Here is a 14654-nt window from a genome sequence, read left to right as displayed (position 1 = left end):
TGCTTGATTCAGTTGTTAAAGAGCGGTTGGTTAAGATCTTTCGTCTCAACCGAGGCGCGCATTCTACAGCAGCCTCATTTGCTGTCAAGTGATTATTTTCAGAAGTTTTCGAAGATTTCTTCAACAACTTCAACCACTTGCGCTTCCGATCTCTCGTTAGCGGGAGGCGAATTCTACAGCGTTACACGCTGCTGTCAACACCTCTTTTTCTCCGCTTTCGACCGAGAAGATCGAAACGTTAATAGAGCCAAACAACACCGCCCTACCAACTCCTTCTGGGCTTCGATGAACTGAAGCAACTCGCTGTCGAATCTCGCGTAACTCTTTGTTTACCAAGGAGTTTTCCGTTTCGACTGCGCCGGAAGTGGGGCGAATTATAGACAGATATAAAACGCCGTCAACACTTAATTTCAGGTTTATTCGGATTTAAGCGTAATACGCGCAAATGCCTTCTTACCTGCCTGGCAAACGTGGGTAGCCCCCAGCTCGTATATAAAGGTGCGATCAACAACCTCACCATCTATACGCACGCCGCCGGAACCCAGCAGGTCACGCGCAACCGCCGAGTTCTTCACCAGGCCAGCCTTATTAAGGACAGCAGCGATCGGCATCGCTTCAGCAGCAGTCAGTTCGATCTCCGGCAGATCATCCGGTAACTCGCCATCCTTCATGCGATTGCCTGCCGCACGGTGAGCACTTGCCGCAGCCTCTTCACCATGAAAGCGCGCCACAATCTCTTCGGCCAACTTGATCTTCACGTCACGCGGATTGGCACCCGCCTCGACGTCAGCACGCAGCGCATTGATCTCGTCCATCGAGCGGAAACTCAACAGCTCGAAGTAACGCCACATCAACGCATCCGGAATCGAAACCAGCTTGCCGTACATCACACCCGGCGCTTCCTGGATACCTACATAGTTACCCAAGGACTTGGACATCTTCTTGACGCCATCCAACCCCTCCAGCAACGGCATGGTCAGAATGCACTGCGCCTCTTGCCCATACGCACGTTGCAGCTCACGCCCCATCAGCAGGTTGAACTTCTGATCAGTACCCCCCAACTCAACGTCCGCGCGCAACGCCACCGAGTCATACCCTTGAACCAGCGGGTACAGGAACTCGTGAATCGCGATCGGCTGATTAGTGGAGTAGCGCTTGTCGAAGTCATCGCGCTCAAGCATGCGTGCCACGGTGTACTGGGATGTCAGGCGGATAAAGTCAGCCGGCCCCATCTGGTCCATCCAGGTGGAGTTGAAGGCCACTTCGGTCTTGGCCGGATCGAGAATCTTGAACACCTGAGTCTTGTAGGTCTCGGCATTGTCGAGAACCTGCTCACGGGTCAGCGGCGGGCGCGTCGCGCTCTTGCCGCTTGGATCACCGATCATCCCGGTGAAGTCACCTATAAGGAAGATGACTTGATGCCCCAGTTCCTGGAACTGACGCAGCTTATTAATAAGCACGGTGTGGCCCAGGTGCAGATCCGGCGCCGTTGGATCGAAGCCAGCCTTAATACGCAGGGGTTGGCCACGCTTGAGCTTTTCGATCAGCTCGGCCTCGACCAACAGTTCTTCCGCACCACGTTTTATCAGCGCTAGCTGCTCTTCAACCGACTTCATAACAGACCCGCAAGGCTCAGATTCAAAAGGGAACCAACCATACAAGATCAGGGACTAATTACAAGTTTTGCCCTGCGCACGGACACCGTTCAGCAAGCCCAGCATTCGCAAGCTTGCGCCACAGATGATTTGGTTATATTTTATACAGTTATTTCATCTTCATCATGTCATTCATCTTTTCCATTTCATCTTCAAAGTCAAAATTACTTATGACCACAGAACCGTCTAAAGCGCCGCCGCTTTACCCGAAGACCCACCTGCTCGCCGCAAGTGGTATCGCCGCTCTTCTCAGCCTGGCACTCCTGGTATTCCCTTCCAGTGACGTAGAAGCCAAACGAACATCCCTGAGCCTTGACCTGGAAAGTCCAGTTGAACAACTGACACAAGATCAAGACGCCGCCGACGCGCAACAAGCCACAAATGCACCCACTGAATCACCCTTTGCGCAGATAGAAAGCACTCCCGAAGACACTCAACACGCCACTCAAGAGCCGCCTGCGGCCGTCGCGGACAAGAATCCCCTGCACCGCGAAGTGATCGTGGCCAAAGGCGACACTCTTTCAACGCTGTTCGAGAAAGTGGGCCTGCCCGCCTCTACTGTTAATGAGGTGCTGGCCAGCGATAAACAAGCCAAGCAATTCACTCAGCTCAAGCACGGGCAGAAGCTTCAATTCGAGTTGGCACCCAACGGCCAGCTGAACAACCTGCACAGCAATGTCAGCGACCTCGAAAGCATCACGCTGACCAAAGGCGCCAAAGGCTTTGCCTTCAACCGCATCACCACCAAACCGGTGATGCGCTCGGCCTACATACATGGCGTGATCAACAGTTCGCTGTCGCAATCGGCCGCCCGCGCGGGCTTGTCCCACAGCATGACCATGGACATGGCCAGCGTGTTTGGCTACGACATCGACTTCGCTCAGGACATTCGCCAAGGCGACGAATTCGACGTGATCTACGAGCAGAAAGTCGCCAACGGCAAAGTGGTCGGCACTGGCGCCATCCTTTCGGCGCGTTTCACCAACCGTGGCAAGACCTACACCGCCGTTCGCTATACCAACAAACAAGGCAATACCAGCTACTACACCGCTGATGGCAACAGCATGCGCAAGGCCTTCATCCGTACGCCGGTAGACTTCGCCCGCATCAGCTCGCGTTTCTCCATGGGCCGCAAACACCCGATCCTCAACAAGATCCGCGCTCACAAAGGCGTCGACTATGCCGCCCCGCGTGGCACGCCGATCAAAGCAGCCGGCGATGGCAAGGTGCTGCTGGCTGGGCGTCGCGGTGGCTACGGCAATACCGTGATCATCCAGCACGGCAACACCTACCGCACGCTGTATGGCCACATGCAAGGGTTCGCCAAAGGCGTATCCACAGGCAGCAACGTCAAGCAAGGCCAGGTGATCGGCTACATCGGCACCACTGGGCTGTCCACTGGGCCGCACTTGCACTATGAATTCCAGGTAAATGGCGTCCACGTCGATCCATTGGGTCAGAAGCTGCCAATGGCCGACCCGATCGCCAAAGCCGAGCGCGCACGCTTCCTGCAGCAAAGCCAGCCGTTGATGGCCCGCATGGACCAGGAGCGCTCTACCCTGCTGGCCTCGGCGAAGCGCTAAGGTATGCCGCGCTATATAGGTGTGATGTCCGGGACCAGCCTTGATGGCCTGGATATCGCCCTGATCGAACAAGACCCGGCGATCAACTTGATCGCCACGCACTACATCCCGATGCCCGAGACCCTGCGCGCCGAGCTGCTAAGCCTGTGCGCCAGCGGCCCGGACGAGATCGCCCGTTCAGCGATTGCCCAGCAACACTGGGTAACGCTCGCCGCCCAAGGCATCCATGCCTTGCTGCAACAGCAGAACCTCAAGCCCGAAGACATTCGCGCCATTGGCAGCCACGGGCAGACGATCCGCCACGAGCCGGCCCGCGGCTTTACCGTGCAGATCGGTAACCCTGCGCTGCTCACCGAGCTGACAGCCATCACCGTGGTCAGCGACTTCCGCAGCCGCGACGTCGCCGCCGGCGGCCAGGGCGCGCCGCTCGTGCCGGCCTTTCATGAGGCGTTGTTCGGTGAGCGTACCGGCAACCGTGCCGTATTAAACGTTGGCGGGTTCAGCAACCTCAGCCTGATCGAGACCGGCAAACCGGTGGCCGGCTTCGACTGCGGCCCCGGAAACGTCTTGCTGGATGCCTGGATTCACCAACAGCGCGGCGAGCACTTTGACCGTGACGGCCAGTGGGCCGCCAGTGGCAAGGTTGAGCCTCAGTTGCTCAGCCGCCTACTCAGCGACCCCTTCTTCCTCACCCAAGGCCCGAAAAGTACCGGACGTGAAGTCTTCAACCTGAGCTGGCTGCAGCACCACCTTGGCACACTGCCCGCGTTTAAGCCTCAGGACGTACAGGCAACCCTGCTTGAACTGACGGCGCTGACCATCGTTGAATCCTTGCAAACTGCACAGTCCGAGACTGAAACGCTACTGGTCTGTGGGGGCGGCGCGCATAACGCCACACTGATGAACCGTCTGGCGGCGCTGCTGCCGTCCACCCAAGTCAGCAGCACCGCCACTTATGGCGTCGATCCCGACTGGGTCGAGGCCATGGCCTTCGCCTGGCTGGCCCATTGCTGCCTTGAAGGCATTGCCGCCAACCGCCCCAGCGTCACCGGCGCACGTGGGCTGCGGGTACTGGGCGCGATTTACCCGGCCTAACTCCCAGACAGCAAAACGCCGCTTGGCCTTTCAAAGCCAAGCGGCGTTTTTTATCTGCAGTGGATCAGATCGAGAACGAAGACCCGCACCCACACGTCGTGGTGGCATTCGGGTTCTTGATCACGAAACGCGAACCTTCCAGACCTTCCTGATAATCCACCTCGGCACCTGCCAGGTATTGGAAGCTCATCGGGTCCACGACCAGGCTGACGCCTTCGCGCTCGACGATAGTGTCATCATCGGCCACATCTTCATCGAAGGTAAAACCGTACTGAAACCCTGAACAACCGCCGCCCGTAACAAATACGCGCAGCTTCAAGCGATCATTACCCTCTTCATCGACCAGGCTCTTCACCTTGTGCGCAGCACCGTGGGTGAATTGCAAAGCCGTGGGGGTGAAGGACTCAACGCTCATGCTGATAATCTCCCGGCGTACCGCCGCCATATGCGTAATGGCGGGCATTATCCGCTTCTCCTAGAAAAGCGGTCAACTATTGTTACGGTATATCAATCTGCGTTGCCGCCATTAAAAACACAAAAGGCCCGATCAACGGGCCTTTTGCACACCAGCAGTCAAGCCTTACGGCAGCATGCCCGCGTGGGACAGGCCCAGCTTCTCATCCAGGCCAAACAGGATGTTCAGGTTCTGCACCGCCTGGCCCGAGGCGCCCTTGACCAGATTGTCGATGACCGACAACACCACCACCAGGTCGCCATCCTGCGGACGGTGCACGGCGATACGGCAGACGTTGGCACCGCGCACGCTGCGGGTTTCCGGATGGCTGCCAGCTGGCATTACATCGACGAACGGTTCGTTGGCATACCGCTTTTCAAACAGCGCCTGCAGATCTACCGAACGATCGACCACGGTTGCGTACAGCGTGGAGTGAATGCCACGAATCATCGGCGTCAGGTGCGGCACGAACGTCAGACCGACATCCTTGCCCGCAGCACGCCGCAGCCCTTGACGAATTTCCGGCAAGTGGCGGTGCCCTTTTACCGCATAGGCCTTCATGCTTTCCGACGTTTCGGAGTACAGCGAACCTACAGCTGCCCCGCGACCGGCGCCGCTCACACCCGACTTGCAGTCTGCGATCAGGCGCGAAGTGTCCGCCAGCCCGGCTTCGAGCAATGGCAGGAAACCCAACTGCGTGGCAGTCGGATAGCAACCCGGCACCGCGATCAGGCGTGCTTGCTTGATCTGCTCGCGATTGACTTCAGGCAGGCCGTATACCGCCTCTTCCAGCAATTGAGGCGCGCCGTGCGGCTGGCCGTACCACTTGGCCCATTCGTCAGCATCCTGCAGACGGAAATCGGCCGACAGGTCGATGACCTTGGTGCCCGCCGCCAGCAGTTCACCGGCCAGTGCATGCGCCACCCCGTGAGGCGTCGCGAAAAACACCACGTCACAGGCGCCAAGGGTCTTGATGTCCGGCACGCTGAACGCCAGGCCGTCGTAGTGGCCTCGCAGGTTCGGGTACATATCGGCCACGGCCAGCCCCGCCTCGGATCGGGAAGTGATAACCACCACCTCAGCTTGCGGATGCTGAGCCAACAGACGCAGCAATTCGACACCGGTGTAACCCGTGCCGCCGACGATACCGACCTTGACCATAAACCTGCCCTCAACGAACCCACTGGAAAGCCGTCGATAATAGGGGCCACATCGTCCTGCGACAACCGTCAACGTGACGTACGGGCGCATGAGCCACTACTATCTTCAGTTACCGTGAACCTGGGAATAACTAGAAATGCTCTATCTATGGATCAAAGCCTTCCACATCGTCGCCATCGTCTGCTGGTTTGCCGGGCTGTTCTACCTGCCACGCCTGTTCGTCTATCACGCCCAAAGTGAAGACACCGTCAGCAAGGAACGCTTCAGCGTCATGGAGCGCAAGCTCTACCGCGGCATCATGGGCCCGGCGATGATCGCTACCCTGATATTCGGCGGCTGGCTGATCTACCTCAACCCTGCGATCTTTCAATCCGGTGCCTGGATCCACGCCAAACTGACTCTGGTCGTGCTGCTCATCGGTTACCACCATATGTGCGGCGCACAGGTAAAACGCTTTGCCCGTGGCGAAAACACCCGCAGCCATGTCTTTTATCGCTGGTTCAATGAAGTACCGGTTCTGATATTGCTGGCTATCGTAATTTTGGTCGTGGTCAAACCGTTCTAACTTCAATCACTCGGGGTACCTCCAATGTCGCTGCCCGCTTTGCTTGAACAACGTCTGCGCCTGCCCGTGGTGGCTGCGCCGATGTTCCTGATTTCCAACCCGCAACTGGTACTGGCCTGCTGTCGCAATGGCGTGGTCGGGAGTTTCCCGGCACTGAACCAACGTGAAAGCAGCGGCTTCAAGGCCTGGCTGGAAGAAATCGAAGCAGGCCTGGCGCAGCTGGATAACCCCGCGCCGTATGCCGTCAACCTGATCGTGCACAACAGCAACCCTCGCCTGGAGGCCGATCTGGCGATCTGTGTGGCGCACAAAGTGCCGATCGTCATCACCAGCCTGGGTGCGGTGAAAGAACTGGTCGATGCCGTGCACAGCTACGGTGGTCTGGTGTTTCACGATGTCACCACGCGGCGCCACGCCGAGAAAGCCGCAGAGGCCGGTGTCGACGGCCTGATCGCGGTGGCTGCAGGCGCCGGCGGCCATGCTGGCACCTGGAGTCCGTTCGCGCTGATCGCCGAGATTCGGCAGTTCTTCGACAAAACCCTGCTGTTGGCCGGCTGCCTCAACCATGGCCACGAGATCCTCGCCGCCCAGCTGTTAGGCGCAGACCTCGCCTACTTCGGTACACGCTTTATCGGCACCACTGAAAGCCATGCCCCGGATGCGTATAAAGAGATGCTGCTCACATCGCGTGCCGCCGACATCGTGCACACTCCCGCTGTGTCCGGCGTGCCCGCCAGCTTTATGCGCCAGAGCCTGGAAAACGCCGGTTTCGACCTCGCAGCCTTACAGGGCAAAGGCGAAGTCAACTTCGGCTCCAAGCTCAAGCCGTTGAGCGACGAGGCCAAGGCATGGAAAACAGTGTGGTCTGCGGGCCAGGGCGTCGGTGAGATTGATGATCTGCCCGGCGTCGATGAACTGATTGCCCGCCTGGATGCCGAATACCGCAAGGCCCGCGAACAGGCGACACAACTGCGCTGGCCACGCTGATACACTCGCCAGGCCTGCCGATTGAAGCGGGCCGGCAACTCCCCTCCTTTACCAGTGACAAGGATGCCCGCATGAGCGACAACCGTTTCAAGATCGTGTTTGACGGAGCCTTGCTCCCGGGTGTCGAAAGCACCACGGCCAAACTCAACCTGGCCGAGCTGTTCAAGAGCGATGTCGAGTCGATCGAAAAGCTCTTTACCGGACGCCCGGTTGCGCTCAAGCGTGACCTGTCGCGCGCCGATGCCGAGACCTACCTGACGGCGCTGAAAAACGCCGGTGTTGATGCCCGCATCGAAGATGAACAACCCGTGGCGTTCAGCCTTGCCGAAACCCACGAAACGCAGACCAGCGCCGCTGATTTTTCGCGCGCCGCCGCCTCGCCTTACGCGCCACCCCGTGCAGCCGTGGGGGATAACACCGAGGCATTCGCAACGCTCAAGGTTTTCACCATTCACGGGCGCATCGGTCGCCTGCGCTACCTGGCCTGGACGCTGGTATTGACCCTCGCCATGCTGGTCGCCGCGGGCATCATCAGCACCGCCAGTATCGCCGTGGCCACCGCCTCGCCAACAGCCGGCGCTATTCTCGGCGCGCTGCTGGGTTTCGCGTTGTTTGTTGCGCTGGTCTGGGTCAGCGTGCAAATCGGCGTGCAACGCCTGCACGATCTGGGCTGGTCTGGCTGGCTGTATTTCCTGAACCTGGTGCCATTTGTGAACAGCATTTTCCCGCTGTTGCTGCTGGTGCTGCCCGGTAATCCAGGTGCCAACCAATACGGCCCTCCGCCACCACGCAACTCCACTGCGGTGAAGGTGCTGGCTACCTTGTGGCTGGCGTTCATTCCGGTGATGCTTGCCATCCTGGCCACACTGGGCATGAACGGCTACCTGAATCAACTCGAAGCCAACATGAGCAATAGCTACGAAAGCAGCTCCATCAATGCCGATGACGACACCGATCAAAGCGTCATCGTTGATGAAGAAGACGGCGCGCAAAGTGCTGACGACGCAGCCGAACCTGTAGACTCTCCAGAACAGTGAGAAACGCCCGGCGCCTGTGATGCCTCTGTCACAGGCCCGGCGGCGTTGCGATGGAGAAAGGCATGACCCGTTACGCTCTGATCACCGGTGCCTCCAGCGGCATTGGCCTGGCCTTGGCCGAAGCATTGGCCCGTCGCGGCCGCAGCTTGATTCTGGTGGCCCGCCAGCGTGATCAGTTGGAAAGCATTGCAATCGAATTGACTCAACGCTTCGGCGTCGAGGTGTTGTTTCGCGCCTGCGATCTGGGCGAGCCGCTGCGCTTGTCCGGGTTCCTGCTGGAGCTTGAAGAGGGCGAGCGGCAGATCGATCTGCTGGTCAACTGCGCCGGCATCGGCACCAGCGGACCGTTCCTGGCCCAGGACTGGATGACCGAACAAGACCTGATCGAAGTCAACGTCCTGGCCCTGACCCGTATGTGCCATGCCCTGGGCAATGCCATGGCGCTGCATGGCGGCGGGCAGATTCTTAACGTTGCTTCGGTCGCCGCGTTTCAGCCGGGCCCCTGGATGAGCAGCTATTACGCCAGCAAGGCGTATGTGCTGCACTTCTCCGAAGGGCTGCGCGAAGAATTGAAGACCTGTGGCATCAAGGTCTCGGTGCTGTGCCCCGGCCCTACGCGCACAGCCTTTTTTGGTACCGCGCAAATGGACACCGCCAAACTCGACCGCAGCCAACAACTGATGAGCCCGGAAGAAGTCGCGCTCTATACCGTGCGGGCCTTGGAAAGAAACAAAGCCATCATCATTCCCGGGCGGCGTAACCGTTGGCTGGCGTTCAGCCCACGCCTGAGCCCCCGCTGGCTGACCCGCAAGATTGCCGGCGCCATCAACAAGGCCTATTGCCCACGTTGACGGCCTGGGTACACTCCCCTGCACTTTCACAATGGAGAAACAGCTGTGGATACTCTGTTCACCAAGATCATCAACAGGGAAATACCGGCGAAGATCATCTATGAAGATGACCAGGTCCTCGCTTTCCACGACATTGCCCCGATGGCGCCCGTGCATTTTCTGGTCATTCCAAAAAAGCCGATCCGCACCCTCAATGACCTCACCGAAGACGATAAAGCCCTGGCCGGCCATATTCTGTTTACCGCTCAGCGTCTGGCTGTGGAACAGGGCTGCGAGAAAGGCTTTCGCGTGGTGATGAACTGCAATGAAGAAGGCGGGCAGACCGTTTATCACATTCATATGCACGTGCTGGGGCAGCGCCAGATGAACTGGCCACCGGGCTGATCAGCCTTCCTGCAGAGGTCGCGGCCCAGGGCTGCGACTTCATGCCCTTGACTCAGCGCAAACGCTTCGCCCTCTCTTGCGGTAAACTGGCCGCCGAGATTCTTCCCGGAGGTCAGCATGACTACCCAACGTCACTACTCGCCGATTGACCGTCTGTTGCTGCAAGCCGACATGGCCATGCGCACGCTGTTGCCGTTCAGCGGCCAACCGTACCGCCCATCGCCCGCAATCGTGCAGCCGGATTCGAAGATGAGCGAGAGCGACACCCGCCACGTCGTCGGCCTGATGCGCATCAACCATACCGGCGAAGTCTGTGCCCAGGCGCTGTACCAGGGCCAGGCGCTGACCGCCAAGCTGCCGCAGGTGCGTGCGGCGATGGAACATGCCGCCGAGGAAGAAATCGACCACCTGGCCTGGTGTGAGCAGCGCATTCGTCAGTTGGGCAGCCATACGAGCGTGCTGAACCCACTGTTTTACGGTTTGTCGTTTGGTATCGGCGCCGCTGCCGGCCTGATCAGTGACAAGGTCAGCCTTGGCTTTGTCGCTGCGACGGAACATCAGGTGTGCAAGCATTTGGATGAACACCTGGAACAGCTGCCGGCCGAGGATGAAAAGTCCCGGGCCATCCTCGAGCAGATGCGCATCGATGAAGAACACCACGCAGAAAGCGCACTGGATGCCGGCGGTTTCCGCTTCCCGGCACCGGTGCGGTTTGGCATGAGCCTGTTGGCCAAAGTCATGACCAAGAGCACCTATCGCATCTAAGTGCATTGAATCTGACCCACAAAAAAAGGGCGCCACACAGGCGCCCTTTTCTTTTGCCGCTTGGCGATCAACCCAACTCGATGATTTCATAATCATGAGTGATTGCCACACCGGCCGCGCCCAGCATGATCGACGCCGAGCAATACTTCTCGGCCGACAGCTCGATGGCACGCTTGACCTGGGCTTCTTTCAGCGCCCGGCCCTTCACCACGAAATGCATGTGGATCTTGGTGAACACCTTCGGGTCTTCAGTGGCGCGCTCGGCTTCCAGGAAGGCTTCGCAGCTTTCCACGGCCTGGCGGGATTTCTTCAGGATGCTGACCACGTCGAAATTGCTGCAACCGCCGACACCCAGCAGGAGCATTTCCATCGGACGTACGCCCAGGTTACGGCCACCGGCTTCCGGCGGGCCATCCATGACCACCACATGGCCACTGCCCGACTCACCGAGGAACATGGCTTCGCCCGCCCATTGGATGCGTGCCTTCATCGCCCAGACTCCACTGCTAAAAAAGGGTCGCCAGCTTAGCACAGGGCCCTGGAACCGCAGCGTCCTGCCTGCAAAGCGATCAATGACAGCGTTTGCTCGGTAAATTCCTTAATCGAGGCAGAATGTGTCTGGTAAGCTGGCGCCAAATCAATGGCGCATTGCCATCCTTTGTACAGCGTGTATCAATGCCGACATCGCTGGATAAAAAAATAGATCCAACCACACCGTGCAGTCTTTCCGGGATACAACCATGGTTGCTCTTACTCCCACACCCAAGATCAAGAATCTCGACAAGCTGCTGATGCATTGCCAGCGCCGGCGTTATCCGGCCAAGCACAACATCATCTGCGCGGGCGAACGTTCCGAAACACTGTTCTTCATCATCAAAGGCTCGGTCACCATCCTCATCGAGGATGAAGACGGTCGCGAGATGATTATCGCCTACCTCAATACCGGCGATTTCTTCGGGGAGTTGGGGCTGTTCGAACAAGCCGGCAAAGAGCAGGAACGCAGCGCTTGGGTGCGCGCCAAGATTGAATGCGACGTTGCCGAAATCAGTTACGCGAAATTCCGCGAATTGGCCCAGCATGATCCCGACATCCTTTACGCCCTGAGCGGCCAGATTGCCCAGCGCCTGCGCGACACCACGCGCAAGGTCGGTGACCTGGCGTTCTTTGACGTCACCGGCCGCGTGGCCCGCTGCCTGCTGGAGCTGTGCAAGCAACCGGATGCCATGACCCATCCGGACGGCATGCAGATCAAAGTCACGCGCCAGGAAATCGGGCGCATTGTCGGCTGCTCACGGGAAATGGTCGGTCGCGTACTCAAGGACCTGGAAGAGCGCAACCTGGTGCACGTCAAAGGCAAGACGATGGTGGTGTTCGGTACGCGTTAACCCGGCAGGAAGCCGGCCAGCATTTGACGGTACAAGGTATCCAGCCGGCTGATCGCATCCGGCGCGGGAAAGGCTTCATGCAGTGCGATATGGCTGTCGGCACGTACGCGCTGGTCGAGGCCGCAGGCTTCATTGAAACGGTTGACCGCTGCAATCAACTCTTCGCGATCGTCATCCAGCAACAGGGCGCCGTGCACCAACCCCACCGGGCGGCCGCCGCTCTGTCGCCAGCGCTGGGCGGTGCCCACCATCTTGCGACCGTTGAGGTTGACGTTGTAACGACCGTCGCAAAACGCTCCGTCGACTTCACCGACGGACGCGTCACCGCCCAACTCAATCAATAAGTCGCAGATCGGCTGGCACAAGCGCTGATAACCGGTTTCGATGCGCCCTTGATCACCTTCGCTGCGCGGCGGCGCGTAAACCAGGGCGATATTGACCGTAGCGCCAGACTGCGGCACCGGCTCGCCGCCGGTTTCGCGCAGCAGCACCGGCCAACCGGCATCGGCTGATACGCGGCTCGCGGCTTCAAACGCGGGCAAGCGGCTCAAGCGGCGCGGCATGACCAGTGCTTGATCGCAGGGCTGCCAGAACAGCAGCCCGAACGCTCGCTCGCCAGCGCAAACGGCCGCCAACAGGTCTTGCTCGGCAGCGAGGCCTGCTTCTACGGTCATCGATAGGGGTTGAATCATCAAACACCTACTTCTCTGGATAGACACAAAACTAATGTGGGAGCTGGCTTGCCTGCGATACAGGCACCGCGGCGTATCAGTTACACCCTGGTGATGCTATCGCAGGCAAGCCAGCTCCCACACAAGCCCGCTCCCACATTTTTGACCGCATTCCAAATCAGTCTAATGTGGAACCGCTAACCGCCACACCACGCTCCGGGAAGAACAAACGCTGCAGCTCCGCCCCCGGGTTCTCGGCGCGCATAAAGGTCTCGCCCACCAGGAACGAGTACACCCCGCTGATTTCCATCAGCTCCACATCGGCGCGGTTGAGGATGCCACTCTCGGTGATCACCAGACGGTCACGCGGGATACGCGGCAGCAGGTCCAGCGTGTTTTCCAGGCTGACCTCGAACGTGTGCAAGTTACGGTTATTGACCCCCACCAACGGTGTATCGAGGGTTTTCAGTGCACGTTCCAGCTCATTGCCGTCGTGGACTTCCACCAGCACATCCAGGCCAACGCTTTTGGCCACGGCCGCCAACTCAGCCATCTTCACGTCATCCAGTGCAGAGACGATCAGCAGCACGCAGTCGGCGCCCAAGGCACGGGCCTCGACGATCTGGTAGGGGTCAACCATGAAATCCTTGCGGATCACCGGCAACTTGCACGCCGCGCGGGCCTGTTGCAGGAACAGGTCGCAACCCTGGAAGAAATCGATATCGGTCAGTACCGACAGGCAGGTTGCGCCGCCCTTCTCGTAGCTCTTGGCAATGTCTTCAGGATTAAAGAGCTCGCGGATCACGCCCTTGCTGGGTGAGGCTTTTTTGATCTCGGCAATGACCGCGGGCTGCTTGTCCTTGGCCTGCTTTATCAGGGCGTTGGCAAAACCACGCGGCGCATCGGCGATCTTCGCTTGAGCTTCCAACTCGGCCAGGCTGACGCGGGCGCGACGCTCGGCGACTTCTTCCGCCTTGCGGGCCAGGATTTTTTCCAGAACGGTCGGCACACTCATCCTTCATTCTCCATCTTGAACACCGCAGTAAAGGCACCCAGTTCTTCGAGCTTCTCGCGAGCGAGCCCGGTGTGCAATGCATCATGTGCGAGGGCCACGCCCTCTTTGAGACTGTAGGCGTGATCGGCGGCGTACAGTGCCGCGCCGGCATTGAGCACGATCATTTCGGCAGCTTTCTGGCCGTTTTCCGTTTTGCGACGCCCCAGGGCATCCCGAATCAGTTCAAGCGAGGCGGCCGGGCTTTCCACCGCCAGGCCATGCAGGCTCTGGCTTTTCATGCCGAGGTCTTCGGGCTCGACCCAGTACTCGGTCACTTGGTCGTTCTTCAGTTCCGCCACAAAGGTCGGGGCGGCCAGGCTGAACTCGTCCAAACCGTCTTTGGAATGCACCACCAGCACGTGCTTGCTGCCCAGGCGTTGCAACACCTCGGCCAACGGGCGGCACAGCGCCTGACTGAACACACCCACCACCTGATGTTTCACACCGGCCGGATTCGTAAGCGGGCCGAGCATGTTGAACAGGGTGCGCAGGCCAAGGTCCTTGCGCGGGCCGGCCGCGTGTTTCATCGCACCGTGGTGGGATTGGGCAAACATGAAGCCAATGCCGACGCTGTCGATGCAGCGCGCCACTTGTACCGGCGTCAGGTTCAGGTAGATCCCGGCCGCTTCCAGCAAGTCGGCGCTGCCGCTCTTGCCAGAGACCGCGCGGTTACCGTGCTTGGCCACGGTGCAACCGGCGGCCGCGACCACAAAGGAGGAAGCCGTCGATACGTTGAAGATATTCGCACCGTCACCGCCGGTGCCGACCACGTCGACCACGCCGTCGAGGGTCTTGAGTTCGACCTTGTCGGCCAGCTCACGCATCACCGACACGGCGCCGACGATTTCGTCGATGCTTTCGCTCTTCATGCGCATCGCCATCATGAACGCGCCGATCTGCGCGTCGGTGCATTGGCCGGTCATGATCTCGCGCATCACATCGCTCATTTCAGCGGTGCTCAGGTCCAGATGGCCGACGATACGGCTCAGGGCAGTCTTGATATCCAT

The 14654-nt window shown here is 59.2% G+C and carries 16 protein-coding genes; 9 read left to right on the top strand and 7 right to left on the bottom strand.

Going from position 1 to position 14654, the window contains the following annotated elements:
* Window positions 1-416 precede the first annotated feature (416 nt).
* Window positions 417-1616, bottom strand: coding sequence for a tyrosine--tRNA ligase (gene tyrS, locus ACP7B3_RS12445; RefSeq protein WP_145157402.1), 1200 nt, complete (start codon window positions 1614-1616; stop codon window positions 417-419).
* 209 nt (window positions 1617-1825) lie between these two features.
* On the opposite strand from tyrS, the gene ACP7B3_RS12440 reads away from it, so the two are divergent.
* Both ACP7B3_RS12440 and ACP7B3_RS12435 read left to right on the top strand, forming a co-directional pair.
* Window positions 1826-3238, top strand: coding sequence for a peptidoglycan DD-metalloendopeptidase family protein (locus tag ACP7B3_RS12440; RefSeq protein WP_426178928.1), 1413 nt, complete (start codon window positions 1826-1828; stop codon window positions 3236-3238).
* Window positions 3239-3241: 3 nt separating this feature from the next.
* Window positions 3242-4333, top strand: a complete 1092-nt coding sequence (locus ACP7B3_RS12435; protein ID WP_404485386.1) for an anhydro-N-acetylmuramic acid kinase — start codon at window positions 3242-3244, stop codon at window positions 4331-4333.
* 64 nt (window positions 4334-4397) lie between these two features.
* Here ACP7B3_RS12435 and erpA read toward each other — a convergent pair whose 3' ends face one another.
* Together erpA and argC are read right to left on the bottom strand one after the other, a co-directional pair.
* Window positions 4398-4748, bottom strand: coding sequence for an iron-sulfur cluster insertion protein ErpA (erpA, locus tag ACP7B3_RS12430; RefSeq protein ID WP_003176443.1), 351 nt, complete (start codon window positions 4746-4748; stop codon window positions 4398-4400).
* 165 nt (window positions 4749-4913) lie between these two features.
* Window positions 4914-5948 (bottom strand): N-acetyl-gamma-glutamyl-phosphate reductase, encoded by a 1035-nt coding sequence (gene argC / locus ACP7B3_RS12425; protein ID WP_145157408.1) that lies wholly within the window; start codon window positions 5946-5948, stop codon window positions 4914-4916.
* Between the two features lie 136 nt (window positions 5949-6084).
* On the opposite strand from argC, the gene hemJ reads away from it, so the two are divergent.
* From hemJ to coq7, 6 genes are all read left to right on the top strand, one after another.
* Window positions 6085-6513: a protoporphyrinogen oxidase HemJ gene (gene hemJ / locus ACP7B3_RS12420; RefSeq protein ID WP_119737710.1), complete on the top strand. Its 429-nt coding sequence runs from the start codon at window positions 6085-6087 to the stop codon at window positions 6511-6513.
* 24 nt (window positions 6514-6537) lie between these two features.
* Window positions 6538-7500 carry an NAD(P)H-dependent flavin oxidoreductase gene (locus tag ACP7B3_RS12415; protein WP_169367715.1) on the top strand — a complete coding sequence of 321 codons (963 nt, stop codon included), beginning with the start codon at window positions 6538-6540 and terminating at the stop codon, window positions 7498-7500.
* Window positions 7501-7571: 71 nt separating this feature from the next.
* Window positions 7572-8537 carry a DUF805 domain-containing protein gene (locus ACP7B3_RS12410; protein WP_426178925.1) on the top strand — a complete coding sequence of 322 codons (966 nt, stop codon included), beginning with the start codon at window positions 7572-7574 and terminating at the stop codon, window positions 8535-8537.
* A 62-nt stretch (window positions 8538-8599) separates the two neighbouring features.
* Window positions 8600-9388: an SDR family NAD(P)-dependent oxidoreductase gene (locus ACP7B3_RS12405; protein ID WP_426178923.1), complete on the top strand. Its 789-nt coding sequence runs from the start codon at window positions 8600-8602 to the stop codon at window positions 9386-9388.
* Between the two features lie 45 nt (window positions 9389-9433).
* Entirely contained in the window at window positions 9434-9772 is a 339-nt protein-coding gene (locus ACP7B3_RS12400; RefSeq protein ID WP_106575496.1) for a histidine triad nucleotide-binding protein, read from the top strand.
* A gap of 117 nt (window positions 9773-9889) precedes the next feature.
* Window positions 9890-10537 (top strand): 2-polyprenyl-3-methyl-6-methoxy-1,4-benzoquinone monooxygenase, encoded by a 648-nt coding sequence (coq7, locus tag ACP7B3_RS12395; protein ID WP_426178921.1) that lies wholly within the window; start codon window positions 9890-9892, stop codon window positions 10535-10537.
* A 67-nt stretch (window positions 10538-10604) separates the two neighbouring features.
* On the opposite strand, the gene ACP7B3_RS12390 is transcribed toward coq7, so the two are convergent.
* Entirely contained in the window at window positions 10605-11027 is a 423-nt protein-coding gene (locus tag ACP7B3_RS12390; protein WP_005792019.1) for an OsmC family protein, read from the bottom strand.
* A 250-nt stretch (window positions 11028-11277) separates the two neighbouring features.
* On the opposite strand from ACP7B3_RS12390, the gene crp reads away from it, so the two are divergent.
* Window positions 11278-11922, top strand: a complete 645-nt coding sequence (gene crp, locus ACP7B3_RS12385; RefSeq protein WP_106575498.1) for a cAMP-activated global transcriptional regulator CRP — start codon at window positions 11278-11280, stop codon at window positions 11920-11922.
* Here the strand turns inward: crp and ACP7B3_RS12380 are convergent.
* The 3 genes from ACP7B3_RS12380 to trpD form a co-directional block, all read right to left on the bottom strand.
* Window positions 11919-12614 carry a lipoate--protein ligase family protein gene (locus tag ACP7B3_RS12380; RefSeq protein ID WP_426178918.1) on the bottom strand — a complete coding sequence of 232 codons (696 nt, stop codon included), beginning with the start codon at window positions 12612-12614 and terminating at the stop codon, window positions 11919-11921. The two genes, crp and ACP7B3_RS12380, sit on opposite strands and share 4 nt — an antisense overlap.
* 157 nt (window positions 12615-12771) lie before the next feature.
* Window positions 12772-13608, bottom strand: a complete 837-nt coding sequence (gene trpC / locus ACP7B3_RS12375) for an indole-3-glycerol phosphate synthase TrpC (RefSeq protein WP_145157423.1) — start codon at window positions 13606-13608, stop codon at window positions 12772-12774.
* On the bottom strand, window positions 13605-14654 hold the full coding sequence (gene trpD, locus ACP7B3_RS12370; protein ID WP_010206948.1) for an anthranilate phosphoribosyltransferase: 1050 nt from the start codon (window positions 14652-14654) through the stop codon (window positions 13605-13607). Before trpD ends, trpC begins: the two co-directional genes overlap by 4 nt.

Source organism: Pseudomonas sp. TWRC1-2 (assembly GCF_049896685.1).
GTDB lineage: Bacteria > Pseudomonadota > Gammaproteobacteria > Pseudomonadales > Pseudomonadaceae > Aquipseudomonas.
This window is presented reverse-complemented; position numbering and strand designations above follow the sequence as displayed.